At 67.8% G+C, this 26,347-nt stretch carries 23 protein-coding genes; 17 read left to right on the top strand and 6 right to left on the bottom strand.

Annotation, left to right across the window (positions count from 1 at the left end):
- Window positions 1-117 precede the first annotated feature (117 nt).
- The 14 genes from atpB to AC3ENO_RS07230 all read left to right on the top strand — a co-directional run bounded on the left by atpB (window position 118) and on the right by AC3ENO_RS07230 (window position 16,424).
- Entirely contained in the window at window positions 118-936 is an 819-nt protein-coding gene (gene atpB / locus AC3ENO_RS07295; protein ID WP_375237241.1) for a F0F1 ATP synthase subunit A, read from the top strand.
- Between the two features lie 44 nt (window positions 937-980).
- Window positions 981-1,214 (top strand): ATP synthase F0 subunit C, encoded by a 234-nt coding sequence (atpE, locus tag AC3ENO_RS07290; protein ID WP_324253920.1) that lies wholly within the window; start codon window positions 981-983, stop codon window positions 1,212-1,214.
- A 27-nt stretch (window positions 1,215-1,241) separates the two neighbouring features.
- The gene (locus AC3ENO_RS07285) at window positions 1,242-1,796 is read left to right on the top strand and encodes a F0F1 ATP synthase subunit B (RefSeq protein ID WP_434969982.1); all 555 of its coding nucleotides are present in this window, start codon (window positions 1,242-1,244) and stop codon (window positions 1,794-1,796) included.
- Window positions 1,796-2,584, top strand: a complete 789-nt coding sequence (locus tag AC3ENO_RS07280) for a F0F1 ATP synthase subunit delta (RefSeq protein WP_375236626.1) — start codon at window positions 1,796-1,798, stop codon at window positions 2,582-2,584. Before AC3ENO_RS07285 ends, AC3ENO_RS07280 begins: the two co-directional genes overlap by 1 nt.
- A 72-nt stretch (window positions 2,585-2,656) precedes the next feature.
- On the top strand, window positions 2,657-4,294 hold the full coding sequence (gene atpA, locus AC3ENO_RS07275) for a F0F1 ATP synthase subunit alpha (protein ID WP_375236625.1): 1,638 nt from the start codon (window positions 2,657-2,659) through the stop codon (window positions 4,292-4,294).
- 22 nt (window positions 4,295-4,316) lie between these two features.
- Window positions 4,317-5,213: a F0F1 ATP synthase subunit gamma gene (locus AC3ENO_RS07270; RefSeq protein ID WP_375236624.1), complete on the top strand. Its 897-nt coding sequence runs from the start codon at window positions 4,317-4,319 to the stop codon at window positions 5,211-5,213.
- 23 nt (window positions 5,214-5,236) lie between these two features.
- Complete coding sequence (gene atpD / locus AC3ENO_RS07265; RefSeq protein ID WP_434969981.1) at window positions 5,237-6,685, top strand: F0F1 ATP synthase subunit beta; 1,449 nt, start codon at window positions 5,237-5,239, stop codon at window positions 6,683-6,685.
- Window positions 6,686-6,687: 2 nt separating this feature from the next.
- Window positions 6,688-6,948, top strand: coding sequence for a F0F1 ATP synthase subunit epsilon (locus tag AC3ENO_RS07260; RefSeq protein WP_434969980.1), 261 nt, complete (start codon window positions 6,688-6,690; stop codon window positions 6,946-6,948).
- 130 nt (window positions 6,949-7,078) lie between these two features.
- Window positions 7,079-7,825, top strand: a complete 747-nt coding sequence (locus tag AC3ENO_RS07255; RefSeq protein WP_434969979.1) for a YaaA family protein — start codon at window positions 7,079-7,081, stop codon at window positions 7,823-7,825.
- Window positions 7,826-7,965: 140 nt separating this feature from the next.
- Window positions 7,966-8,655: a large exoprotein gene (locus tag AC3ENO_RS07250; RefSeq protein ID WP_434969978.1), complete on the top strand. Its 690-nt coding sequence runs from the start codon at window positions 7,966-7,968 to the stop codon at window positions 8,653-8,655.
- Between the two features lie 204 nt (window positions 8,656-8,859).
- The gene (locus AC3ENO_RS07245) at window positions 8,860-10,593 is read left to right on the top strand and encodes an ABC transporter ATP-binding protein (protein ID WP_434969977.1); all 1,734 of its coding nucleotides are present in this window, start codon (window positions 8,860-8,862) and stop codon (window positions 10,591-10,593) included.
- Window positions 10,590-12,608, top strand: a complete 2,019-nt coding sequence (locus AC3ENO_RS07240) for an ABC transporter ATP-binding protein (RefSeq protein ID WP_434969976.1) — start codon at window positions 10,590-10,592, stop codon at window positions 12,606-12,608. Before AC3ENO_RS07245 ends, AC3ENO_RS07240 begins: the two co-directional genes overlap by 4 nt.
- Window positions 12,609-12,729: 121 nt before the next feature.
- A complete protein-coding gene (locus AC3ENO_RS07235; protein WP_434969975.1) occupies window positions 12,730-13,506 on the top strand; it encodes a PP2C family protein-serine/threonine phosphatase in 777 nt (258 codons plus the stop codon).
- A 95-nt stretch (window positions 13,507-13,601) separates the two neighbouring features.
- Entirely contained in the window at window positions 13,602-16,424 is a 2,823-nt protein-coding gene (locus AC3ENO_RS07230; RefSeq protein ID WP_434969974.1) for an FtsK/SpoIIIE domain-containing protein, read from the top strand.
- A 7-nt stretch (window positions 16,425-16,431) separates the two neighbouring features.
- Here AC3ENO_RS07230 and AC3ENO_RS07225 read toward each other — a convergent pair whose 3' ends face one another.
- On the bottom strand, window positions 16,432-17,421 hold the full coding sequence (locus tag AC3ENO_RS07225; protein ID WP_434969973.1) for an asparaginase: 990 nt from the start codon (window positions 17,419-17,421) through the stop codon (window positions 16,432-16,434).
- Between the two features lie 60 nt (window positions 17,422-17,481).
- Between AC3ENO_RS07225 and AC3ENO_RS07220 the strand changes: the two genes are divergently transcribed.
- A complete protein-coding gene (locus AC3ENO_RS07220; protein ID WP_434969972.1) occupies window positions 17,482-17,964 on the top strand; it encodes an OsmC family protein in 483 nt (160 codons plus the stop codon).
- Window positions 17,965-17,971: 7 nt separating this feature from the next.
- Here the strand turns inward: AC3ENO_RS07220 and AC3ENO_RS07215 are convergent, their stop codons facing one another.
- On the bottom strand, window positions 17,972-18,688 hold the full coding sequence (locus AC3ENO_RS07215; protein ID WP_434970092.1) for a lysophospholipid acyltransferase family protein: 717 nt from the start codon (window positions 18,686-18,688) through the stop codon (window positions 17,972-17,974).
- Window positions 18,689-18,880: 192 nt separating this feature from the next.
- On the opposite strand from AC3ENO_RS07215, the gene AC3ENO_RS07210 reads away from it, so the two are divergent.
- Both AC3ENO_RS07210 and dxr read left to right on the top strand, forming a co-directional pair.
- Complete coding sequence (locus AC3ENO_RS07210) at window positions 18,881-19,831, top strand: FKBP-type peptidyl-prolyl cis-trans isomerase (protein ID WP_434969971.1); 951 nt, start codon at window positions 18,881-18,883, stop codon at window positions 19,829-19,831.
- Window positions 19,832-19,896: 65 nt separating this feature from the next.
- A complete protein-coding gene (gene dxr / locus AC3ENO_RS07205) occupies window positions 19,897-20,976 on the top strand; it encodes a 1-deoxy-D-xylulose-5-phosphate reductoisomerase (RefSeq protein WP_434969970.1) in 1,080 nt (359 codons plus the stop codon).
- A 141-nt stretch (window positions 20,977-21,117) separates the two neighbouring features.
- On the opposite strand, the gene pflA is transcribed toward dxr, so the two are convergent.
- The 4 genes from pflA to AC3ENO_RS07185 form a co-directional block, all read right to left on the bottom strand.
- Complete coding sequence (gene pflA, locus AC3ENO_RS07200) at window positions 21,118-21,930, bottom strand: pyruvate formate-lyase-activating protein (protein WP_434969969.1); 813 nt, start codon at window positions 21,928-21,930, stop codon at window positions 21,118-21,120.
- A gap of 1 nt (window position 21,931) precedes the next feature.
- Window positions 21,932-24,202 (bottom strand): formate C-acetyltransferase, encoded by a 2,271-nt coding sequence (pflB, locus tag AC3ENO_RS07195; protein ID WP_434969968.1) that lies wholly within the window; start codon window positions 24,200-24,202, stop codon window positions 21,932-21,934.
- Window positions 24,203-24,383: 181 nt separating this feature from the next.
- The gene (locus AC3ENO_RS07190; RefSeq protein ID WP_434969967.1) at window positions 24,384-24,647 is read right to left on the bottom strand and encodes a GlsB/YeaQ/YmgE family stress response membrane protein; all 264 of its coding nucleotides are present in this window, start codon (window positions 24,645-24,647) and stop codon (window positions 24,384-24,386) included.
- 35 nt (window positions 24,648-24,682) lie between these two features.
- Window positions 24,683-26,329, bottom strand: coding sequence for a Mur ligase family protein (locus AC3ENO_RS07185; protein ID WP_434969966.1), 1,647 nt, complete (start codon window positions 26,327-26,329; stop codon window positions 24,683-24,685).
- Window positions 26,330-26,347: the final 18 nt, after the last annotated feature.

The following is a 26,347-nucleotide window of genomic DNA, read 5'->3' as shown; positions in this document are numbered from 1 at the left end:
GATTTGCTAGGGTGGTCTTGCGCCCGCCCGTTCGCCTGACGAGCGCTGTCGGGATCGCCACTTCACCGCCCATCGTCGCAACGGCTAGTACCCGATGCCCCGAAGCTGGAGCCAGCGCTGTTTACCGAAGCTGCGACCCTGATTGCGTCCACCGCCGAAGACGGCGGGGGATTCCACGGACCGTCCGTCGACGAGTTCTTCCCCGAGCCGATCTTCTACCTCTTCGGTATTGAGGCTCTCGCAGTCACTCGAATCACCCTCATCCAGTTCGCCGCGACGATCGCTGTGGTGTTGATCTTCTGGCTCGGCACCCGACGGATGCGCGTCGTCCCGGGCCGGTTCCAGAGCCTGGTCGAGATGGGTCTCGACTTCGTTCGTGTCAACATCGCCGAAGACCTCCTGGGCAAGAAGGACGGCCAGCGGTTCCTGCCGATCCTCACGACGATGTTCTTCATGATCCTGTTCATGAACATCACGGGAATCATCCCGTTCATGAACATCGCCGGCACCAGCGTCATCGCTGTGCCCCTCGTGCTGGCGATCATCAGCTACGTCACGTTCATCTACGCGGGTATTCGCAAGAGTCCGAAGAACTTCTTCAAGAACTCCCTGTTCCCCTCGGGCGTGCCCTGGCCGATCTACATCATCGTCACCCCCATCGAGCTGATCTCGACGTTCATCATCCGCCCGGTGACGCTGACTCTCCGACTTCTCATGAACATGATGGTCGGCCACCTCCTGCTGGTGCTGTTCTTCGCAGCGACGCAGTTCTTCCTCTTCGACCTCGGCGGCTGGTGGTCGGCTCTGGCAGCCGGCAGCCTCGCGTTCGGGTTCGTCTTCACTCTCTTCGAAATCCTGGTCTCTGTCCTCCAGGCGTACGTCTTCGCCCTCCTCACCGCGGTCTACATCCAGCTCGCGGTGGCGGAAGAGCACTAAGCGGGTCGGCCCGAAAGCCGCCCTCAACCGAAAGGAAAAAATCCGTGGACGCAACTACGGTTCTCGCCCAGGTCACCGGCAACGTCGCGACGATGGGTTACGGCCTCGCCGCCATCGGCCCGGCGATCGGCGTGGGCATCGTCGTCGGCAAGACGATCGAAGGCGTCGCTCGCCAGCCCGAACTGGCCGGCCGACTGCAGGTCCTCATGTGGATCGGTATCGCCTTCACCGAGGCGCTGGCGTTCATCGGTATCGCCGCCGGCTTCATCTTCGTCTGATCCCCCACTGCTGACTAAGGAGACAGGATGCTCACGGCTCTTGTCACGTACGCCGCCGAAGAGGGGGCTGCCAAAAACCCTCTCATCCCGGCGTGGTACGACATCATCTGGTCGGGCGTGTGCTTCATCGTCATCCTCGTCCTGTTCTGGCTCTACGCCCTGCCGCGGATGAAGAAGCTGCTCGACGAGCGCTCCGCGGCGATCGAAGGCAACATCGCGAAGGCCGACGAGGCCCAGCGCAAGGCCGAAGCGGCGCTCGAGGAGTACACCGCTCAGCTCGCTGACGCGCGCCGCGAAGCCGGTGAGATCCGCGACGCCGCCCGCGAGGACGGCAAGAAGATCCTCGCCGAGGCCAAGGAGAACGCGTCGGCCGAGGCCGCACGCCTCACCGCGGCAGCGCACGCGCAGATCGATGCCGAACGGCAATCCGCGTTCGTGTCGCTGCGCAGTGAGGTCGGGACGCTCGCGCTCGATCTCGCCGGTGGCGTGATCGGCGAGACGCTCTCCGATGACGCGAAGGCAAAGGCCGTTGTCGACCGTTTCCTCGCTGACCTCGAGGCATCCGAGACGGCGGCGAAGTAATGGGAAGTGCGACGAATCAGGCGCTCGCGGAGACGACCGCGGCGCTGGCTGCGGCTCGTGGCGTCGACCTGACCGTCGCCCGCGAGCTTTTCGTGGCTGCCCGCGAGCTCGCGGAGTCCACACAGCTGAGCGGCGCACTCGCGGACTCCGCAGCGGCCCCCGCAGCGCGCGCAAAGGTGATCACCGACGTCTTCGGGCCATCGATGGCTCCCGCGACGGTCGGGCTGCTCAGCAATGCTGTGCAGCAGCGGTGGTCGTCGGCGTCCGACCTCGTGGATGGCATCGAAGAGCTCGCTGTCAGGGCCGCGACGATCGCGTCCTCGGCGGATGTCGAGTCTGAGCTGTTCGAGTTCTCCCGCACGGTTGCGGCGAACCCGGAGCTGGAGCTTGCGCTCGGCAGCCGACTGGGCGAGGCGTCGCTGAAGGGTGCTCTCGTCGAGAAACTGCTTACCGGGCGTGCGAGCGAGGCGACCGTTCTTATCGCGGCCTCGCTGGCGCAGCAACCGCGCGAGCGGCGGGTGCGCCAGCTGCTCTCGCGGGCGATCCGAATCGTCGCCGACGAGCGCGGTCGTGCCGTTGCGACGGTGACGGCCGCGGCGCCCCTGAGCGCAGAGCAGACGGCGCGCCTGACGGAGCTGCTCACCCGTCGATACGGCACCAAGATCTCCCTGAACACCGTGATCGACCCCGCCGTCGTGGGCGGACTGCGCGTGCAGATCGCCGACGACGTCATCGACATGAGTGTTTCCTCCCGGCTCGCCGACCTGCGTCAGCGACTGGCCGGCTAACGACACCGCCGCGAGGCGCAGACTTCGGGTCCGATGCACGGAACCCGAGAAGGACCCCAACGAAGGAAGACCATGGCAGAACTCTCCATCAGCCCCGACGTCATCCGTGACGCGCTGAAAGACTTCGTCGCCGCGTACGAGCCCTCCGGGGCAGCGGCCAACGAGGTCGGAACCGTCATCGACGCCGCCGACGGCATCGCCCACGTCGAGGGCCTCCCCGGCGTCATGGCCAACGAGCTGGTCACCTTCGCCGACGGCACTCAGGGCCTCGCCCTGAACCTCGACGAGCACGAGATCGGTGTCGTCGTCCTCGGTGACTTCGCCGGCATCGAGGCGGGCCAGCAGGTCACGCGTACCGGCGAGGTGCTCTCGGTTCCCGTCGGCGACGGCTACCTCGGCCGCGTCGTCGACCCGCTCGGCAACCCCATTGATGGCCTTGGCGAGATCGCGACCGAGGGCCGTCGCGCGCTCGAGTTGCAGGCGCCGGGCGTCATGCAGCGCAAGAGCGTGCACGAGCCCATGCAGACGGGCATCAAGGCGATCGACGCCATGATCCCGATCGGCCGCGGACAGCGCCAGCTCATCATCGGCGACCGTCAGACGGGCAAGACCGCGATCGCGATCGACACGATCATCAACCAGAAGGACAACTGGGCGTCCGGCGACCCGACCAAGCAGGTGCGCTGCATCTACGTGGCGATCGGTCAGAAGGGTTCGACGATCGCATCCGTGAAGGGCGCCCTCGAGGATGCCGGTGCCATGGAGTACACGACGATCGTCGCGGCCCCCGCTTCCGACCCCGCCGGCTTCAAGTACCTCGCTCCGTACACCGGCTCTGCCATCGGCCAGCACTGGATGTACGGCGGCAAGCACGTCCTGATCATCTTCGACGACCTGTCGAAGCAGGCCGAGGCGTATCGTGCCGTGTCGCTGCTGCTGCGCCGTCCGCCGGGCCGTGAGGCGTACCCCGGTGACGTCTTCTACCTGCACTCGCGTCTGCTGGAGCGCTGCGCGAAGCTCTCCGACGAACTGGGTGCCGGCTCGATGACCGGTCTTCCGATCATCGAGACGAAGGCCAACGACGTGTCGGCCTACATCCCGACCAACGTGATCTCGATCACCGACGGACAGATCTTCCTGCAGTCGGACCTGTTCAACGCGAACCAGCGTCCGGCCGTCGACGTGGGTATTTCGGTCTCGCGTGTCGGTGGCGACGCGCAGGTCAAGTCGATCAAGAAGGTCTCGGGAACACTCAAGCTCGAGCTCGCGCAGTACCGCTCACTCGAGGCGTTCGCGATGTTCGCCAGCGACCTGGATGCGGCGTCTCGCCGTCAGCTGGCCCGCGGCGCTCGTCTGACCGAGCTGCTCAAGCAGCCGCAGTACGACCCGTACCCGGTCGAGGAGCAGGTCGTCTCGATCTGGGCCGGCACCAACGGCAAGCTCGACACGATCGAGGTCGAAGACGTGCTGCCGTTCGAGCGGGAGCTTCTGGACTTCCTGCGTCGCAACACGACGATCCTCGACCGGTTGCGCGAGACCAACGTGCTGGATGACGACACCGTCGCCGAGCTCGAGAAGGTCGTCGACGACTTCGTGCTGGAGTTCCGCTCGGGCAAGGGTCAGGCGATCTCCAAGCCCGGCCACGAAGAGGTCGGCGCGGCGCACGCCGAGGATGTCAACCAGGAGAAGATCGTCAAGGGCCGCCACTAAGGGCGCGCGAGGTCGATAAACCATGGGCGCACAACTCCGGGTCTACAAGCAGAAGATCTCTTCTGCTCAGACGACCAAGAAGATCACGAAGGCGATGGAACTCATCGCGGCTTCGCGCATCCAGAAGGCGATGGCGCGCGTGCGCGCGTCCGCTCCCTTCGCGCGTGCCGTGACCCGCGCCGTCTCGGCGGTCGCCACGCACTCCAACGTGGATCACCCCCTGACCACGGAGCGGGAGGTCATCCGTCGCTCAGCGGTGGTGATCTTCGCTTCGGACCGAGGGCTTGCGGGCGCGTTCAACTCGCAGATCCTCCGCGAGGGTCTCGAGCTGGCACAGCTGCTCCGTGAGCAGGGCAAGGAACCTGTCTTCTATCTCGTGGGACGCAAGGCCGTCGGCTACTTCCAGTTCCGGAAGATGGCCAGCGCCGCGCAGTGGACGGGAGACACCGACACGCCTCACTTCCACACGGCCGAAGAGATCGCGGCTGCTCTGCTGGATGCCTACGACCGCGGCGGCGACGAGGGCGGCGTCGACGAGATCCATCTCGTCTACAACCGCTTCGTGAGCATGATGACCCAGACGCCGGAGCAGGTGCGCCTGCTTCCGCTCGAGGTCGTCGAAGCCGAAGAGTCGGCGTCGGCTCAGGTGTACCCGCTGTACGAGTTCGAGCCGGATGCCGAAACGGTGCTCAACCAGCTGCTGCCGGTGTACATCCAGAGCCGTGTCTTCAACGCTCTGCTGCAGTCGTCGGCGGCCAAGCACGCCGCGACGCAGAAGGCCATGAAGTCCGCGAGCGACAACGCAGACAAGCTCATCACCGATTACACACGCCTGCGCAACAACGCGCGACAGGCCGAGATCACGCAGCAGATCGCCGAGATCGTCGGCGGCGCCGACGCTCTGGCGTCGGGCAAGTAGACCTGACACGAAAGAGAATGACCATGACCCCCACCGCTACCGCCGAGAAGACCGCGGTCGTCGGCCGCGTCGCGCGCGTCACCGGCCCCGTCGTCGACATCGAGTTCCCGCACGATGCGATTCCCGAGATCTACAACGCGCTGAAGACCACGATCACGATCGAGGGCGAGTCCAGCGAGCTGACCCTCGAGGTCGCACAGCACCTGGGCGACGACCTCATCCGCGCGATCGCGCTCAAGCCGACGGACGGACTCGTGCGCGGCCAGGAGGTGCGCGACACCGGGGGACCGATCTCCGTCCCCGTGGGTGACGTCACCAAGGGGCGCGTGTTCAACGTCACCGGTGACATCCTCAACGGCGAGCCCGGCGAGCAGGTCGAGATCACCGAGCGCTGGGGTATCCACCGCAAGGCTCCCGCGTTCGATCAGCTCGAGTCCAAGACGCAGATGTTCGAGACCGGCATCAAGGTCATCGACCTGCTCACCCCGTACGTGCTCGGCGGCAAGATCGGCCTGTTCGGCGGTGCGGGCGTCGGCAAGACCGTCCTCATCCAGGAGATGATCCAGCGCGTCGCGCAGGACCACGGCGGTGTGTCGGTGTTCGCGGGCGTCGGTGAGCGTACCCGTGAGGGCAACGACCTCATCCACGAGATGGAGGAGGCGGGCGTCTTCGACAAGACGGCGCTGGTGTTCGGTCAGATGGATGAGCCGCCGGGGACGCGTCTGCGCGTCGCCCTGTCGGCGCTGACGATGGCTGAATACTTCCGTGACGTGCAGAAGCAGGACGTGCTGTTGTTCATCGACAACATCTTCCGCTTCACGCAGGCCGGTTCCGAGGTCTCGACGCTGCTGGGCCGCATGCCCTCGGCTGTGGGATACCAGCCGAACCTGGCTGACGAGATGGGCATCCTGCAGGAGCGCATCACCTCGACCCGCGGTCACTCGATCACCTCGCTGCAGGCGATCTACGTTCCCGCCGACGACTACACCGACCCCGCGCCGGCGACCACCTTCGCCCACCTGGATGCCACGACCGAACTCTCGCGTGAGATCGCGTCGAAGGGTCTGTACCCCGCCGTGGACCCGCTGACCTCGACCAGCCGCATCCTGGACCCGCGCTACATCGGCGCGGACCACTACCGTGTGGCGACGGCCGTGAAGCAGATCCTGCAGAAGAACAAGGAACTGCAGGAGATCATCGCGATCCTCGGTGTGGACGAGCTCTCCGAAGAGGACAAGGTTGTCGTCGCCCGCGCGCGTCGCATCCAGCAGTTCCTCTCGCAGAACACCTACATGGCCAAGAAGTTCACGGGCGTGGAGGGTTCCACCGTTCCGATCAAGGAGACGATCGAGTCCTTCGACGCGATCGTCAAGGGCGATTTCGATCACGTGGCCGAGCAGGCGTTCTTCAACGTCGGCGGCATCTCGGACGTCGAAGAGCGCTGGGCGCAGATCCAGAAGGAGAACGGCTGATCATGCCGCTGCACGTGAGCCTCGTCTCCGCCGACGCGGAAGTGTGGTCGGGGGAGGCATCCCTCGTGGTCGCGAAGACCGTCGAAGGCGAGATCGGCTTCATGACGGGGCACGAGCCTGTGCTCGCGATCCTCGCCGAGGGCCAGGTGCGCATCACGAAGGATGACGGCAGCAAGGTCGTCGCGAACGCTCAGGATGGCTTCCTCTCGATTGAGGGTAACGTCGTCACGATCGTCGCGGGCAACGCCGCGCTCGTCGCCTGACACGACAGTCCCCCTGCCGAGGTCGACGGAGTCGGCCCGTGCGGGGTGCACGAACACTCGCCGGGGTGGGACGAATGCACTGTCATCCGTCCCACCCCGGCGAGTGCGTCTTCCCCGGTGACGGGCGGCCATGCTGATCCTGCTGCCGCCGTCGGAGACGAAGCGGCCAGGTGGGGAGGGGCCGCCGTGGGATGCATCCGCGCTGGCACTTTCCGAACTGACGTCCATCCGCGAGTCGGTCATCGACGCACTGGTCCGGCTGAGCGATGATCCGGATGCTGCGGCGAGGGTCCTCAAGCTCGGACCGACGCAGCGCGGCGAGATCGAGACGAATCGGGTGCTGCGGACGTCCCCGACGATGCCGGCAATCGACCGGTACACCGGAGTTCTTTTCGATGCTCTCGACGCTGCCACCCTTGACGCTTCTGCCCGACGGTGGCTCGGCACCCACGTCTTGATCCACTCCGCGCCGTTCGGGCCGATCGGGGCCCTGGATCCGATCCCGTCCTACCGCCTCGGTGCCGGCATCCGTGTGCCGAATCTCCCGCCCGCGCGGCGCCTGTGGGGCCCGGCGGTGACAACGGCGCTGGCTCGGCGCGAAGAGGCGTTCGTGCTCGACCTGAGGTCCGAGGCCTACGTCGCGCTCGGAGCTGCGCCGATCGAGCGAAGCGTGTACCTGCGGGTTCTCACGCGCGGTGCCGACGGTCAGACGCGGGCGCTGAACCACTTCAACAAGGCGGCCAAGGGCGAACTGGTGCGCCGCCTGGCCCGGCACCGACCGCCGCTGGCGAGCGTCGCCGACGTCGTGGACTGGGCGCGGGAGTCCGGCCTCGATCTGGCGCCCGGCGCGCCGGGAGAGCTCGCGCTGTTCGTCTGAGTCGGCCCGAGCAACGCGATGCACGTGCCACGGGTGCATGACACCGGGCATCGCGTGTCGCTAGCATGTGGAGCAACGGGCGAATGCCCCGTCGCGCACCAGCTCGAGGTGCGAGTCCTGACCGTTCGGGAGGAACGTTCATGTTCGAAAACGTAGGCGCATCGGTCGTCTATTACAACGACGGCGCGTCGATCGGCTTGCTGATCTTTCTCGCCTTCTTCTGGATCCTGTTCGCTGCCGCGGGGTACATCCTCACCTCGTTCTTCTTGATGAGGATCTTCGACAAGGCCGGCGTGCAGGGCAAGTGGCGCGCGTGGGTGCCGGTCTACAACGGCATGATCTTCCTCAAGCTCGGTGACCTCAGCCCCTGGCTGCTGCTGTATGCCATCGGTGCCGCAATCCTGCTCGGTTGGATCCCGGTCATCGGCCAGCTGATCGGTCTTGCCGCGTTCATCCTGACGCTGCTCGCCGCATGGCGCGTGGGTCTGAAGCTGCAGAAGGAAGCAGTCTGGCTCATCCTCTACTTCTTCCTCTCGATCGTGTGGCTCGGTATCGCCGCCTTCGACAAGTCGCGGTGGAACACGGCGATCCCTGCCGCACCGTGGGCCGGCAACGGATTCCTGGGCGACCGGACGAACTGGGACGGCATCCCCTCGCAGGTCCCGGCCGGCGGGTACCCCGCCAACCCGGCCACGAGCCCCGCGCCCGGCTACGCTGCGCCGCCCGCACCGCCGACCGGGTACGCGCCCCCGGCCGCTCCGCCCGCCGCGGCACCGCAGCCCCCGGCCAACACCGAGCCGCCCGCGGCTCCGGAGGACCCCAAGGCCTGACGGAAACGCCTGACAGAAGAGGCTCCCACCGCATCGGTGGGAGCCTCTTCTCTCGTTCGGCCAGATGCGCCGACGCTGCCGCAACTCCGCCCTCCGCGTCGTGGCACGTGGCGATTTGCCCGCGGTCGGATGCCGGGCGTAGCGTCAGCGAGGGCGCGCTCGGCGCAGACCCGGCGCTGTGCTCTCTGAGGGAAGGACCTCCTCGTGCTCTGGACGCTTCTGGTTCGCTATCTGCGGCCCGCATGGCCGCTGATCGTTGCTGTCGTCGTTTTCCAGCTCGCGCAGTCGATCGCGTCGCTGCTGCTGCCGAGTCTGAACGCCGACATCATCGACAACGGCGTGGTCACGGGGGACATCGCGTATATCTGGTCGACCGGCGGTGTCATGCTCATCGTGTCGCTCGTGCAGGTGGTGTGCGCGATCGTCGCGGTCTACTTCGGCTCGCGGATGGCGATGGGGATGGGAAAGCGCCTCCGCGCCGACGTCTTCCGTCGGGTCGTCGCGTTCTCGCAACGCGAGGTGGGACACTTCGGCGCCCCCTCGTTGATCACGCGCAACACGAACGACGTGCAGCAGGTGCAGATGCTCGTTCAGGTGTCGGCGACGCTCATGGTGTCGGCGCCCATGCTCGCCATCGGCGGTGTCGTCATGGCGATCCGGCAGGACCCGGGGCTGTCGTGGCTCATGGCCGTCGCGGTTCCCGTGCTGCTGATCCTCGTGGCCCTCATCGTGGTGCGGATGGTCCCCGCCTTCACCGTCATGCAACAGCGCATCGACCGGGTCAATCAGATCATGCGGGAACAGCTGACCGGCATCCGCGTCGTGCGGGCTTTCGTCCGCGAAGATCAGGAACGCGCGCGATTCGACGTCGCGAGTCGCGATGTCATGGCGACGGGGCTTCGTGCGGGCAACCTGATGGCGCTCATGTTTCCCGTCGTCATGCTCGTGCTGAACGTCTCGAGCGTCGCGGTGATCTGGTTCGGCGCCTTCCAAGTGCAGTACGACGACGTCGAGATCGGGACGCTCTTCGCGTTCCTCACCTACATCATGCAGATCCTCATGGGCGTCATGATGGCGACGTTCATGTTCGTCATGATCCCGCGCGCTGCCGTGTGCGCGAACCGTATCGGCGAGGTGCTGGAGACCGAGCCGTCGGTAGAGCCACCTGTCACACCCGTGGCCGCACCGACGCCGCAGGGCCGGATCGAGTTCGTTCATGTCGACTTCGCGTACCCGGGAGCCCAGGATGCGGTGCTTCACGACATCACGTTCACCGTCGAGCCGGGAACGACGACCGCGATCATCGGGTCGACCGGGGCGGGCAAGTCGACGCTCATCGGGCTGGTGCCGCGGCTGTTCGACGTGACGGCAGGGCAGGTCAGGGTCGACGGCGTCGACGTCCGCGAGTACGAACCCGACCAGCTCTGGGCGCGGATCGGGCTCGTCCCCCAGCGGGCGTTCCTGTTCTCGGGCACCGTCGCCTCCAATCTGCGCTACGGCGATGCCGAGGCTGACGACGAGAGTCTCTGGCGCGCGCTCGAGCTCGCTCAGGCCCGCTCGTTCGTTGAAGGATTCCCGCTCGGGCTCGACGCGCCGATCGCGCAGGGTGGCACCAACGTCTCGGGTGGTCAGCGGCAGCGGCTGGCGATCGCCCGGGCGCTCGTGAAGCGGCCCGCAATCTACGTCTTCGACGACTCGTTCTCGGCGCTCGACCTGCGGACGGATGCGGCGCTGCGCCGGGCATTGGACACCGAACTCCCTGACGCGACGCGTCTGGTCGTCGCGCAGCGGGTCTCAACGATCCAGCACGCCGACCAGATCGTGGTGCTCGATCACGGCCGCGTCGTCGGCATCGGCACGCACGATCATCTCGTGGAGTCGTGTGAGACCTACCGAGAGATCGTGGACTCGCAGCTGTCGGCCGAGGCTGCCGCATGAGCGCGCCACGTCCCGCTGCGGGACCCGCACCGACCGCACGCGGCCCGATGGGGGGCCCGATGGGGCGAGGTGTCGGGATGCCGGTGCAGAAGGCGCAGAACTTCGGTGGCAGTGCTCGGCGGCTGCTCGCCCACCTCCGCCAGGAGAACGCGCTCCTGGTCGTTGTGATCATCCTGGGCGTGTTCTCCGTCGCCTTGTCGGTGATCGGTCCGAAACTCCTCGGCGACGGCACCAATCTCGTCTTCGCCGGGTTCATCTCCCTGCAGTTCGCTGATGTCCCCGCGGGGACGACGCAGCAGCAGATCATGGACCAGCTGATCGCGAGCGGTCAGCAGGAACAGGCGGATCTGCTCTCCACGATGACCTTCACGCCGGGCGCGGGGATCGACTTCGCGACGCTCGGACACCTCCTCCTGGTCGTGCTGGCGGTCTACGTGGGGGCGAGCCTGTTCGGGTGGTTGCAGGCCCGCATCCTCAACGGCGTCGTGCAGCGCGCGATGCACCGGCTGCGCATCCAGGTCGAGGACAAGATCCACCGCCTGCCGCTGTCGTACTTCGACCGCGTCCAGCGCGGCGAACTGCTCAGCCGTGTGACCAACGATGTCGACAACATCGGTCAGAGCCTCCAGCAGACACTCTCGCAGGTGGTCATCTCGCTTCTGACGGTCGTCGGTGTGCTGGTGATGATGTTCGTGATCTCGCCGCTGCTGGCGGTCATCGCGCTGGTCACGATCCCCCTGACGGTTCTGGTCACCGTCCTCGTCGCGCGTCGCTCGCAGGCGTTGTTCGTCACGCAATGGCGCGCGACGGGAGTCCTGAACGCCAGGATCGAGGAGACGTTCTCGGGCCATTCCGTCGTGAAGGTCTTCGGGCACCAGCGCGAGGCCGAGACCGACTTCGCCGCCGAGAACGAGGAGGTGTACCGCGCAAGCTTCGGGGCGCAGTTCCTTTCGGGCATCATCATGCCGGCGATGATGTTCATCGGGAACCTGGTCTACGTCGCGATCGCCGTCGTGGGTGGCCTCCAGGTCGCGGGGGGACTCCTGTCCATCGGCGGCGTGCAGGCGTTCATCCAGTACTCGCGCCAGTTCACCCAGCCGCTGAGCCAGCTGGGATCGATGGCCAACCTGCTGCAATCCGGGGTCGCGAGCGCGGAGCGGGTCTTCGAACTCCTCGACGAACCCGAACAGAGCGACGATCCGGCCCCGGCGGGGACGGTCCCGCAGGATGCGAGCACGCTCGAGTTCCGTGATGTCTCGTTCCGCTACGTCGCAGACACCCCGCTGATCGACGGGCTGAGCCTGCGCGCGGCATCCGGAAGCACCGTCGCGATCGTGGGACCCACGGGCGCGGGCAAGACCACGCTCGTGAACCTCGTGATGCGCTTCTACGACGTCGACAGCGGCGGCATCCTGTTGGACACCGCCTCGGGTCTGTCCGGTGGTGGCATCGACACGCGACGGATGACGCGGGACGATCTGCGGGCCCGCACCGGGATGGTGCTCCAGGACACGTGGCTGTTCACGGGCACGATCCGCGAGAACATCGCGTACGGCCGTCCCGATGCGAGCGACGAGGAGATCATCGAGGCAGCGACCGCGGCGTATGTGGATCGGTTCGTCCATGCGCTGCCGGACGGATACGACACGATGCTCGATGATGAGGCCACGAATCTCTCGGTGGGAGAGCGCCAGCTGGTCACGATCGCCCGTGCGTTCCTCGCCGATCCTCGCATCCTGATCCTCGACGAGGCCACCTCGTCGGTGGACACTCGCACCGAGCTGCTCATTCAGCGTGCGATGTCCCGGCTCCGCCGCGACCGCACCTCCTTCGTGATCGCGCATCGGCTCTCGACGATCCGGGACGCCGACCTCATCCTGGTGATGGAGAGCGGCGCGATCGTCGAACAGGGAACCCACGAGCAGCTGCTGCGCGCGCGGGGAGCGTACTGGGCGCTGTACAACGCGCAGTTCGACGCCCCCGCCGACGAGGGACCGGAGCCGGCCGTTCCATGACGTCGCAGCCCTCCCGACCGGCGCGGCGCCGCGGGGTCGCGCCGCCGCGTGGCAGACGTTCGATTAGTATGTGACGGTCGGTGCCTCGCGCCGATCCCGACAACGACGAGGAAAGGGTCGCGTGGCCGAGGTTTCCGCCCATTCCCATACCGTCGATCTGACGCGCGACCGGCTGGAGCTCGCTTGGGCCGCCGTGACGCACACGGGCCGTCGACGCGAGATCAATCAGGATGCCGTGCTCGCAGAGTTTCCGCTGTTCGTGGTGGCCGACGGTATGGGGGGCCACATCGGCGGCGAGATCGCCAGCGCGAGCGCCGTCGAACGTCTCCACGCGGTCGCCGACACGGGATCAGTGTCGACGAAGGCCATCGAGAAAGCCCTGGCCCGGGCGGTCAAGGACATCGCCGCGCGCCCGGAGGCGACGGATGAGGCGACCGGAACGACCGTCACAGGCTTGTTCCTCGACCTTTCCGGAGCCGAGCCATCCTGGGTGGCCCTGAACATCGGCGACTCGCGCGTTTACCTGTTGCGCGATGGGGCGATCGTGCAGGTCACGACCGACCACTCGGTGGTGCAGGAGCTCATCGCCTCTGGCCGTCTCAGCCCGGACGAGGCGGAGAACCACCCGTACGGCAACGTCATCACCCGGGCGCTTGGCCCGAGCGAAAGCGTGACTCCCGACTACGTCAGGCTCGACGTGGTCGACGGCGACAGGTTCGTGATCTGCTCGGACGGGTTGACCAAGGAACTCACCGACTTCGGTATCCAGCATTTCCTTACGGTCCACGCCGAGCCCGAAGCCGCCGTCGAGGCGATGCTCGATGCCGCCTTGGAAAACGGCGGGCGCGACAACATCTCGATCGTCGTCGTGAACGTTGCGAGGGTGCCCGGCGTCTGAGGACGCATTCCTCCCCAGCGGCGTGTGACGGGCCGTCGTGCGGCCCTGCTGCAAGAGACGGTCGGGCGGGCGCTCCAGACTGGTGGTCTGGAGCCATGGGTTTTCTCGCTCGTCCCTCACTGCGCCGGATGCCGTCGACCACGGCGCGCGCCGTCGATCCCGGCAGGAGCGGCGTTCCGATCCTCGCGACGGCGGTTCCGGTGCTCGGCGCCGTCGGACTGTGGGCGCTGACCGGATCCGTGCTGAGCCTGTGGTTTGCCGCGCTCGCCCCGATGCTGGCATTGGCGGCCATCGGGGATCGCCGCTGGGCGGCGCACCGCGCTCGGCGCCGTGCGGGGATCGCCGCTGCCCGAAGCGCGGCCTCGCGCGCCGCCGCAGTCGACGCGCTGGTCACGCGGGAGCGCGACCGTGCCTGGCGCCGATCGCCGGACATCCGTCGCCTCCTGGATGAACCGGGGGAGGTGTGGCGCGCGATCCCCGGTCGTCAGGGGTACGTGCTGCTGGGCTGCGGCGACATGAGGGTCGACCGCACGCCCGACCTCGACGCGCCGCGCGAGGAGCTCACCGAGGAGTCCGGTTTCCCGCGCACGACAGACCAGACGGTGACGGTACCTGACGCTCCCGTTGCGATACCGCTGCAGGGACGGATCGAGGTGGCCGGAGCCGAACCACTCGTGGCGGCAACCGTGCGGGCGATCGTGACGCACGCCTGCCTCGTGCACCCGCCCGGCGACCTCGAGATCGTGGGCGAGATCCCCGACGGTCACCCCTGGATCGAGCAGCTCCCGCACCGATTCACCCCGGGACGACGGAGGCTGGGGCTCGTCTCGACCCACCGATGGGATTTCTCGACACCGGAGCTCGACGCCGTCATCCTGGTCGGCGGTTCCGGCATCGGCGGTGGCGGCGTGCAGATCACGGTGGGTGATGCGGGAACCGGAATCGCTGCGGCAACCGTGGATACCGGCGAGACCTGCCACGCGTTCCGCCCACAGCTGCTCTCCGAGCTGCAGGCACGCGCGGTGGCTCGCTCCCTGCGCGTTCGGGTTGCACCGACGTCTTCGGACACGGAGCCGCAGCCGCTGGCGAGCCTGCTGGATTCAGCGGTCCCGCTGGTGCGCGCGGAGCGCTCCCGGACACTTGCCACCGTCATCGGTCAGACGGGCTCCGATCCTTTTGCGGTGGACCTCGTGTCGGAGGGGCCTCACGCCCTGGTCGTCGGAACCACCGGCAGCGGCAAGAGCGAGCTTCTGCGCACCTGGGTCGCCGGCATGGCCGCACGGTTCAGCCCGGCAGAGGTGGTGTTCGTCCTCGCGGACTTCAAAGGCGGCACCGCCTTCTCCTCGCTTCGAGCCCTGCCTCACGTCACCGGCGTGCTCACAGACCTCGACGAAGCCGAAGCGGCGCGAGGCTTGGAGAGCTTACGCGCCGAGGTGCGCCGCCGGGAAAGCGCGCTCGCAGCGGCCGGGATTCGCGATATCGGCGAGGGAGGGACCGATCTGGCCCGGTTGGTCGTCGTCGTCGATGAGTTCGCGACGCTGCTGGCGGCCCACCCCGAGCTCGCGGGGTTGTTCGTGGATCTGGCCGCTCGGGGCAGGGCGCTCGGCATCCACATCGTCCTGGGCACCCAGCGAGCTACCGGCGTCTTTCGGGACGCGCTCCTGGCCAACTGCGCACTGCGCATCGTGCTTCGGGCGGCAGATGCCGCTGACAGCCGCCTCATGATCGGCGACGACACCGGTGCGCGGATACCCGCGCGAGGCGCGCGCGCCGTGGGCAGCGCACTGGTCAAGCGTGCCCACGACGATCGACCGGTGCCGGTGCGAGTCGCGATGGTCGGTGAGGATCTGCTCTCGCGGATCGCGGGGAGAGCCGGATCCGCGCCGGTCAGCTCACCCTGGCTCGAGCCGCTTCCCGACTCCGTGACGCTTCCCGATCCCCCGATCGGTGATGGCCGGATCCTGGTCGGACTGGCCGACGAGCCCCAGTTCCAACGGCAGCGACCTGTCGGGCTCGATCCGGGGTCGCGCGGCCTCTGCGTGATCGGAGCCGGCTCATCGGGTGTCACGACCGCGCTGTGGACGGTGGCGACCCAATACCACCGCATCGATGCCTGGGTGGATGCCGGCGATCCCGAGTCGGCGTGGGATGACCTCACCAGGGTCGCAGCTGAGCGGGTCGGGGCGGACCGACGCGGAGTCGTCGTTGTCGACGCGGCGGACGCGCTGCTCTCCACGCTTCCGCTCGACTACGCGAACGCCGTCGTGAGCATGCTCGAGTCGATAGCGCGGACCTCCCGCGACGATAGCCCGCTCCTCCTGGGTGCCGAACGCCTCACGGGGCCGCTCGCGCGAGTCGCGGATCTCCTTCCGCACCGCCTCCTGCTCCGGCACGTTCAGCGTCCCGACTTTCTCGCGCACGGCGGACGGGCCGGCCACCACGACCCGGCCGCGCCGCCTGGCAGGGGCCGCTTCGACGGAACGCTGATTCAGACGTTCCGGCCCAGGACTCCTCTCGAGCCTCCGCACCCGCCTCCCGCGCCCCGGTGGCAGCCGGCATCCGGGATCACGCCGTGGGTCACGCGCGCGACACCCGGGGCCGGGCGGCTCCACACGCTCTGGCAGGAGGCGGGCATTGCGGTCACAGACGCTGACGAGGCTCTCGGACCGGACGGGCGCCCCGAGCTCGATGACGGGCGGACCCGTGTGCTGCGCGCCGACCCGGAACAGTGGCAGAGGCAGTGGACGCTTCTGATGTCCCTGCGGGCGCAGCGGCCACTGCTCATCGACCCGTCGTGCGCCGGGGAGTATCGGCTCCTCACGGGACGCCGTGAGCTTCCGCCGTTGTGTGTCTCCGGTGTCGGCCGCGGCTGGCTTGTAGAGCCGGGACGAGAAGTCAGGCGAGTCCGACTGGGGTGAGGTCTGCTCAGAACGCGGGAGAGATGGCCCCGACGTCGCGTCCGCCGCCACGAACTCGCAGGGGCAGCGCCTCACGTGCCCGTGTCACGTCCGCCGCCGAGAGGGCGCCTGCCCGCTCCAGGAGTCGGAGCGCGACCACACCGGCAGCACGGCCCGAGCCGTCGAGCATCTTGAGAGCGACGGTCGTGCCGTCGGGTGCGACCATGATCATCACGCCCTCCGCCCCGCCTTTCGCGAAGACACCCGTGGTTTCGACCGCGATCGTGTCCGGGCGGCCGGGACCGTCGATCGCCCACGGATGCTCTCGCACCGCTGCGACCAGCGCTGCCGCGTTTCGGTGCAACGCGAAGGGGGACCGCTCCGAGGATCCCCCGATCCGGTGCGCCGCCTTTGCGAGACCGGACAAGCTCACGGCGAAGACGGGAGCTCCGCATCCGTCGACGACGATGGCCTGGACGCGCTCACCCGTGAGCCGTTCCACGAGTTCACGGATCTGCACCTGCAGCGGATGCTCCGGATCCAGGTAGGTCTCGCGCTCCCATCCCTGAGCGACGCACGCCGCCAGCATTGCGGCATGCTTGCCCGAGCAGTTCATGCGGAGCCGCTCAGGTTCGCCGGCGGCACGCACCAGCGTGTCGCGGGTGGTCGTGTCCGCTGGCCACGCAGGCGGACACTGGAGCGAGCGCTCATCCACCCCGGCGCTGTCCAGGATGTCGCGAACGACGGCGACATGGCGGTCTGTGCCGGAGTGACTCGCTGTCGCAAGCGCGAGCGACTGGCCCGCGAGCGGCGCGCCCGCGGCCATGCAGGCGAGGGCCTGGACCGGCTTCAGGGAGGACCGGGGCAGGATGGGAGCGTCGACGTCGCCGAGGCGCTCGATCACCTGCCCGTCCGGGTCGAGAACGAGGGCCGCTCCGGCATGACGCGACTCCACGAATCCGCCGCGCTCGACGCGCGCGAGCTCGACGGCTCCGGCAACAGAGAGGGTCTCAGGCACCCTCACAGCCTATCCGCGCCGCCGCTGCCGATCCCGGGGAGGCGGTGACAGACTGACCTCATGTTGGGCGAGCACGATTACACGATCCATGCCGAGTGGACGGGCAACCGCGGTGTGGGGACGTCGGGGTACCGCGAGTACTCCCGTGACGTCACCCTCCGTGTCGACGGAAAGCCCGATCTTCTCGCATCCAGCGACAAGCCGTTCCGCGGAGATGCGTCGCGGTGGAACCCGGAGGATCTCCTGGTTGCCGCTCTCAGCGAGTGCCACCTGCTGTCCTACCTGCACGCTGCGGTGCGGGCGGGTGTCGTTGTCGTCGCCTACCGCGACCGTGCCATCGGAACGATGGTCGAGGACGGGCGCGGCGGGGGCAGGTTCCGCGAGGTGACGCTGCATCCTGTGGTCACGGTGGCACAGGAGGGGATGCGTGCCGCGGCTGAAGCCGCCCACCGGCAGGCGAATGAGTGGTGCTTCATCGCCAACTCGGTGAATTTCCCCGTCCGTCACGTGCCGACGACTCTCGTGGTGGGGGCAGACGGCTGAGACGGCGTCAGCGCCGTTCGTGGGGGAGCGCCTGCTTGATGCGCTCGATCGGGGACTGGGGCTGGAGTTCGTTGTAGGTACCTGCGAGCTCCTGCCCGGAGAGGGCGTGTATCGCCGCCATGATCTCGTCCGTCGCGCCGCGGCGAGCGCGCCCCGAGCCCGAGTCTCCGTGGTGGGAAAGGTCCAGCGGTGCGCCGAACTTGACGGTGACGCGATGCTTCAGCGACGGCATGGTGGCACCCTTGGGCATGACCTTGTCGGTGCCGATGAGGCCCACGGGCACCACCGGCGCGCCGGTTTGCAGGGCCAGGAACGCCACGCCCGTCCGTCCCTTGTACAGACGGCCGTCGAGCGAGCGCGTACCCTCCGGGTAAAGGGCCACCGCGCTTCCGCGCTCCAGCAGCGCGCGCTGCTGATCGAGGGCGTCCAGGGCGGCCTGGCCGGCGCCCCGGCGCACCGGGATGGCGCCGATCGAGGTGAAGAACTGTCGTGAGGCCCACCCAGAAAGCCCCTTGCCCTCGAAGTAGCTCGATTTTGCGAGGAAGTGGACCTGGCGGGGCGCGGCAACCGGAATGGCGATGGAGTCGATGAAGGAGAGGTGGTTGCTCGCGAAGATCACCGGACCGGTCTTGGGCACGAGATCCTTGCCCTCCACCCGGGGTCGGTAGACCAGGCGAGCAAGTGGCGTCACCACCATGCGTCCGAGCGCATACGTGAGCCCCATGCGGCGGCGGCGCCCTCGCTGGCCGTCGGCGGACTCCTCGGGCTCGGGGGCATTCGATTCGACCGTCACCCATCGAGGCTACCGTCGATTCCATTCCGGGACAGGAATGGTGCGGGGTCTGCGATTCCCAGCAGAGACAGAGGAAGTGTGCGACAGGATGGGAACTCCCCTCCCACACAGCAGAGGACCATTGTGCGCTCACGTCCCCTTGTCGCCCTGACCGTTGCCGCGGCCGCCGCTCTCTTTCTCGCCGGGTGCACGTCGAACCCGGACACCGATCCCACCGCTACGACGGTCGATGACGGGGGGCTCTGCGCGGCTGCGGCAGAGCCAGGTCCCGTCTCGGAGTCCGTCACCGTCGAGGGCGAGTTCGGGGCCATTCCCACTGCTACCTTCAGCACGCCGATCGCGGTGGACGCCATGCAGCGCAGCGTCGCCATCGACGGCGACGGCACACCCCTCACCGACGGGGCCTACGTGACCTATGCCCTCACCGTGTTCGACGGGGACACCGGGGAGCAGGTGGATGCCGCGGGGTATGGCGACACCGATCCGCTCGCCCCGATTCCGGTGGAGGTCGGCACGGGCATCGGTGAGTTCTTCGGATGCGCGAAAGCGGGGTCCCGCATCGTCCTGGCCGTGCCAGGCCAAGGAGATGTCGCCGCTCAGATCTACGTCCTCGACGTGCTCGAGGTGACCCCGGCCGACCAGTGGTGCCAGGTCGTGGAGGCCGACGCCGCGATGCCGACGGTGACCTTCGACGACGCCGGCGTTCCGACGGTCACGGTTCCCGGCTCCGCGCCGCCGAGCGGTGTCGTGGTCGAGGTGCTCGAAGAGGGCGACGGCGACGTCGTGGAGCCCGGCGACAGCGTGACCCTCAACTACACCGGCGTGAAGTGGAGCGATGGCTCGGTCTTCGACTCCAGCTGGGAACGCGGCTCGCCGGCGACGTTCGCGACGACCGATGTCGTATCCGGATTCCAGCGCGCCATCGAGGGGCAGAAGGTCGGTTCGACGGTGCTCGTGACGATGTCGCCGCTGTGCGGCTACGGCGACGCGTCGGCCACCAACACGCACGAGCTCGCGGGCGAGACGCTTGTCTTCGTCGTGGAGATCATCTCCAGCGAGCCTGCCGCCGGGTGACGGTGACGCGGCGGCTGCCGGCATCGCGCCCCGGGCGCGGGGAACGGTCTCGATAGGCTGAGCGCATGCGCCGTGTCATCATCCTCGGTTCGAGCGGTTCGATCGGGACCCAGGCGCTCGATGTGATCCGTGCCAACCGGGATCGTTTCGAAGTCGTGGGGCTGGCCACCGGAAGTCGGCGGGACGTACTCGACGCTCAGGCTCGCGAGTTCGGCGTCGAGCATGTGGCAGTGGGCATCGGCGAGGCAGAGCAGCTCGTCCGTGAGGTCGAGACGGATGTCGTGCTCAACGGCATCACGGGCTCGGTGGGTTTGGGGCCGACTCTCGCGGCGCTCGAGGAGGGACGCACCCTCGCGCTCGCGAACAAGGAGTCGCTCATCGTCGGTGGCGAGCTCGTGACCGCGATTGCGCGTCCCGGTCAGATCGTCCCGGTGGACTCCGAGCACTCGGCGATCGCACAGGCGCTGCGCTCGGGGGAGCGCTCAGAAGTGCGACGGCTGGTCCTCACCGCATCGGGTGGACCGTTCCGCGGCCGCTCGCGCGAGGAACTCGACCGTGTCACTCCCGCCCAGGCCCTGGCGCATCCCACCTGGAACATGGGCCGCGTCGTGACGACGAACTCGGCGACTCTCGTGAACAAGGGTCTCGAGGTGATCGAGGCTCATCTGCTGTTCGACGTGCCCTACCCGCAGATCGATGTCGTCGTTCACCCGCAGTCGATCGTGCATTCCATGGTCGAGTTCACCGACGGGTCCACGATCGCGCAGGCCTCGCCGCCCGACATGCGACTGCCCATATCGCTCGGCCTGGACTGGCCGCATCGCATCGCCGGCATCGGTGTCCCGCTCGACTGGAGCACCGGAACGTCGTGGACGTTCGAACCGCTGGACGAGGCCGCCTTCCCGGCCGTCGCGCTGGCCAAGCGGGTAGGACGCGCCGGCGGCACATACCCTGCGGTCTTCAACGCCGCCAACGAGGTCGCGGTGGACGCCTTCCACGAGGGACGCCTCGGCTTTCTCGGCATCCTGGAGACCGTGGAGCGGGTTGTGGAGGCGCACGACGCGCCGTCGGCGCTGACCCGGGAGAGCCTCTCGGATGCCGAGCAGTGGGCACGGCGCACGGCATCCGAACTTCTGCCCTCCTGACGGCCCGCCCAGGGCGCGAACCCACACGACTCGGCGCGAACCCACAGGATTCGCGTGCGAGAACGTGTGGGCTCGGCGCGGAAGGTGTGGGTTCGCGCCCTGGTTCGCGCTGAGGCGCTGACAGACTGAGATGCGGGGGAGTCAGTAGGTGGTCAGGCCGCGCGCGCGGAACTGGCCCCGGACGCGGTCGATCAGTTCGGGCTCGGGCGCCCGCGTCTCGGCGAGCGTGTAGGCGCGGCCCAATCGGTCCCATTTCGACGCGCCCATCTGGTGGAAGGGCAGCACCTCGACTCGCTCGACGTTCGGCCACTGCGCGACGATGTCGGCGACCGCGTCGACGTTGTCTTCGGCATCCGTCAGGCCCGGAACCAGGACGAACCGGATCCAGGTGGGGACGCCGCGACGGGCCAGCCGGTCACCGAAATCGATCGTCGGCTGCAGGTCACGGCCCGTGACCGTCCGGTAGGTGTCCGGGATGCCTGACTTGACGTCCAGCAGGACGAGACTCAGGTCCTCGAGCATCTCGTCGGAGGCATTGCGGCCGAGGTAGCCGGAGGTATCGATCGCGGTGTGGATGCCGGAGGCCGCCGCGTCGTGCAGGATGCGCGCCACGAAGGCCGGTTGCTGCAGGGGCTCACCGCCGGAGATCGTCAACCCGCCGCCGGTCGCGCGGAACACTCCTGCGTAGCGGCGGATGCGGCCGACGACCTCGGCAAGGGTCGTCGGTGTGCCATCCTTCTGCATCCACGTGTCGGGGTTCTGGCAGTACTGGCAGCGCAGCGGGCAGCCGGAGAGGAACAGTGTCATCCTCGTTCCCGGGCCATCGACGGCGGTCACCAGCTCCCAGGAGTGGACACTTCCCACCTCGCCGGCACGGGCCGCCTCCAGACGCGCGTGGTGCGTCTGGAGGCGGCCCGCGTGGACCGTCGGCTGGGGGAGCGCGACGGCGGCCATGTCAGACCCCCGCGTGGAAGGTGCGGCTGATCACGTCGAGCTGCTGTTCGCGCGTCAACCGGACGAAGTTGACGGCGTATCCGGAGACGCGGATCGTCAGCTGCGGGTACTCCTCGGGGTGTGCCATCGCGTCCTCGAGCGTCTCGCGCGTGAGCACATTGACGTTGAGGTGATAGCCGCCCGCGGCCATCTGCGCATCCAGCAGGCCGACCAGATTCGTGACTCGCTCCTGCTCGGTGCGACCCAGCCCCGCAGGGACCACGGTCGTGGTCAGGGAGATGCCATCCTGAGCCTGATCGAAGGGAAGCTTGGCCACCGACAGGGTGGCTGCCAGCATGCCGTGCGTGTCGCGGCCGTTCATCGGGTTCGCACCCGGAGCGAACGGGGCGCCCGCCCGGCGGCCATCCGGGGTGTTCCCGGTCTTCTTGCCGTAGACCACGTTCGAGGTGATCGTCAGTACCGACTGCGTGTGCACCGCATTGCGGTACGTCGGGTGGGTGCGCAGCATCTCCATGAACTCGGTGACCAGTTCGCGGGCGATGTCGTCGACGCGGTCGTCGTCATTGCCGTAGAGCGGGAAGTCGCCGTCGACGAGGTAGTCGACCACGAGGCCGGTCTCATCGCGCACGGGTGTCACTGTGGCGTACTTGATCGCCGACAGCGAGTCTGCAGCGACGGACAGTCCTGCGATCCCGCAGGCCATCGTGCGCAGCACCTCCCGGTCGTGCAGCGCCATCTCGAGCCGCTCGTACGCGTACTTGTCGTGCATGTAGTGGATGCAGTTCAGAGCGTCCACGTAGGTCTCGGCGAGCCACTCCATCATCGTGCGGAACTTGCCACGCACATCGGCGTAGTCCAGAACCTCGCCGGTAGCGGGGGGCATGACCGGCGCGACCTGCGTGCCCGTGATCTCGTCGCGCCCGCCGTTGATGGCGTACAGCAGTGTCTTTGCGAGGTTGACGCGTGCGCCGAAGAACTGCATCTGCTTGCCCACGCTCATGGGGGATACGCAGCACGCGATGGCCGCGTCGTCGCCGCAGAGGCCTCGGATGAGCGCATCGGACTCGTACTGGATGGAGGACGTGTCGATCGAGACCTTTGCGCAGAACTCCTTGAAGCCCCGCGGCAGATCGTTCGACCACAGCACCGTCAGGTTCGGTTCCGGGGCCGGCCCGAGGTTGTAGAGCGTTTGGAGGAAGCGGAATGCGGTCTTGGTGACAAGCGTGCGCCCGTCAACGCCCGTGCCCCCCAGCGACTCGGTCACCCATGTCGGGTCACCGGAGAACAGGGCGTCGTACTCGGGCGTGCGCAGGAAGCGCACGATCCGAAGCTTGATGACGAGGTCGTCGATGAGTTCTTGCACATCGGTCTCGGTGAGCACTCCCGCGGCGAGGTCGCGTTCGACGTAGACGTCGAGGAATCCGGTGTTGCGGCCGAAGCTCATGGCTGCGCCGTTCTGCTCCTTCACGGCACCGAGGTAGGCGAAGTACAGCCACTGGATCGCCTCACGGGCGTTCGCGGCGGGACGGGAGATGTCGTAGCCGTAGCTCTGCGCCATGAGCGTGAGCTCCTGCAGGGCCCTGATCTGCTCGGCGTTCTCCTCCCGATCGCGGATGATCTCCTCGGTCGAGAAGTGCATGTCCAGTTCCGCGTGCTCGGCCTTCTTCGCGTCGATCAGCGCTGCCGTGCCGTAGAGGGCGACCCGGCGGTAGTCGCCGATGATCCGTCCGCGACCGTAGGCGTCGGGCAGCCCCGTGATGATGTGGCTGCTGCGTGCGCGGCGCACGGCGGGCGGGTAGACGTCGAAGACGCCGTCGTTGTGGGTCTTGCGGTAGGTCGTGAAGATCTTCTCCAGATCCTCCGGCACGTCGTATCCGTAGGTCTCGAGGGCGCCCTTGACCATGCGCCACCCGCCATTGGGCATGATGGCGCGCTTGAGTGGGGCATCCGTCTGGAGGCCCACGATGAGCTCGTCGTCGCGGGCGATGTAGCCCGGTGCGTGCGAGGTGATCGTCGACGGAGTCGTCGCGTCGACGTCGTACACGCCGCGCTCTCGCTCGGTGGGGAACATCGCTGTGAGGGTGTGCCAGACACGCTGCGTGCGCTCGGTCGGACCGGCGAGGAACGAGGCGTCACCGCTGTAGGGGGTGTAGTTGCGCTGAATGAAGTCGCGCACGTCGATGGCGTCCTGCCAGGGTCCGGCGACGAAGCCGTTCCATGCCGGGGGGAGGGTGTCAGCGTTGTCGGTCCGGACGGGGGTTGCGGTGCTCATGGCGCATCTCCTTCGTGGGTGTCGAAGTGTTGGCCGCTCGCGGGATGGCGGGGGTTCCGCTATCGCGGGAGTGCTTCTGGCTACGACGCTAGACCCGCTGCGGCGACCTGACGGAAAGATGCACGAATCCGCCTGACCCTGTGGTCTGACCACACGATTTCTTGTGGTCAGACCACAAGTCTCAACCGCGCCGGCGTCCGAAGATGAGGCCGAACAGGAGCAGCACGACGATCGAGCCCAGGAGCGCGAACACCCAGCCCGAGAAGTTCCAGAACGTCGTGTACACATCGAGACCGAACAGCCCTGCGATCCATCCGCCGACCATCGCGCCGAGAAGCCCGAGCAGGATGGCGACGAACCAGCCTCCGACCTGCTTGCCGGGCAGGATGATGCGGGCGATGACGCCCGTCAGGATGCCGAGAACGGCGAAGGCGATGAATCCCACGGGATCGGTCCTCTCGAGTCGGGTGACGCGGATCTTCAGTCGGGATAGGGCACGGGCCACCGCGGCTCGGGAACTGGCCATCCCGCGTCCCGAAGGGCTCGTCGCGAGAGTTCCCGCGCCGAGTAGGGGGTGCGCACGCCGCGGATGTCGCGGTAGTCCTGGTGGCCCGGTCCTGCCCACAGGATCGCGTCGCCGTCGCCGACCAGCGCGACAGCCTCGACGATCGCGCGTTCGGGCGGCGAGTACTCGTGGATCTCGGCATCCGGCCGTGCCCGCCGCGCTCCCTCGAGCAGCGTGGCACGGATCGAGTCGGGGTCCTCGAACCGCGGATGGTGATCCGTGATCACGAGGATGTCGCTGCCGAGCACTGCCGTTCGCCCCATGTCGTGTCGTTTGCTCTTGTCGCGGTCGCCGTCAGCGCCGAAGAGCATCAGCACGCGACCAGGCGTGACGCGACGCACGGCCGCAAGCGTCTTCTCGAACGCGTCAGGGGAGTGGCCGAAGTCGACGTAGATTGCGGGGCCGGTGGGTCCCGAGACGAGCTCGGTGCGTCCGGGCAGATAGGCGCGGATCACGTCGTCGTCGAGGGTGCCTGCGATGCGTTCCCAGTCGTAGCCGGCTTCGACGATCATCACGATCGCTTGCGCCGCGTTCGCGGCCATGTGACGGCCGATCACAGGGACGGTCGTGGTCAGACGCCGGCCTTGCGGCCCCGCCAGAGCGAACCGGGTCCCGTCCGGCAGCTCGTCGAGGATCTCGACTGTCCAGTCCGCTCCGGCGGCGGCATCCGGATCCGCGGCGATCGCGGGGGTGCCGATCGTGACGTACGGCACCTCGCACGCTGCGACGACGTCGGCGCCGGATGCGGAGTCGAGGCAGATGACGGCGCGCCGAGACCGGTCAGGACGAAACAGCGGCAGCTTGGCCTGGAAGTACTCGCTCATGTCTGCGTAGTCGTCCAGGTGGTCGTGGGAGAGGTTCGTGAAGCCGGCGACGTCGAACACGATCCCATCGACGCGTCGGCGGCTGAGGGCCTGCGCACTGACCTCGACGGCGACCGCCTCGACTCCGCGCTCACGCATGAGCGCCAGCAGAGCGTGCATCTCGTACGCTTCGGGAGTCGTGAGCCGTGAGACGATCACGTCGCCGGCGATGTGACGCTCGGCGGTGGAGGACAACCCCGAAGTGACGCCCAGCTGCGTCAGGATCCCCTCGAGCAGGTGCGACACGCTCGTCTTGCCGTTGGTCCCGGTCGTCCCGAAGAGGATCGGAAGCTCGTCGTCCGGTCCGGTCGCGTAGATCCACGCGGACAGGGAGCCCAGGCATCCTCGGGGGTCGGGCACCACGATGGTCGGCAGTCCGCTCGCGAGAGCGCGCTTGCGGCCTGCGGCATCCGTGACGATGGCGACAGCCCCGCGAGCTGCAGCGTCGGCGGCGAACTCTGCGCCGTGCCGCGTACCGCCCTGCACCGCGACGAACAGATCGCCCGCGCGCAGGTCGGCCGTCGCAAGCGTGAGGCCGGTGACGGATGCCGACGACTCGGCTGCGGCATCGCTCGCCTGCTCGCCCGCGTCGCGCCGCTCGACGGCAGCGCCGAGGTGCGCGGCGAGATCCGCGAGGCGGTGCACGGGCGGATGCTCCGGCCGAAGCACGGGCGGCAGGTTCGCGGAATCGGTCGGCATGGCGCATCCATCTTCTCA

The sequence above is a fragment of the Microbacterium sp. bgisy207 genome, assembly GCF_057706855.1.
This window is presented reverse-complemented; position numbering and strand designations above follow the sequence as displayed.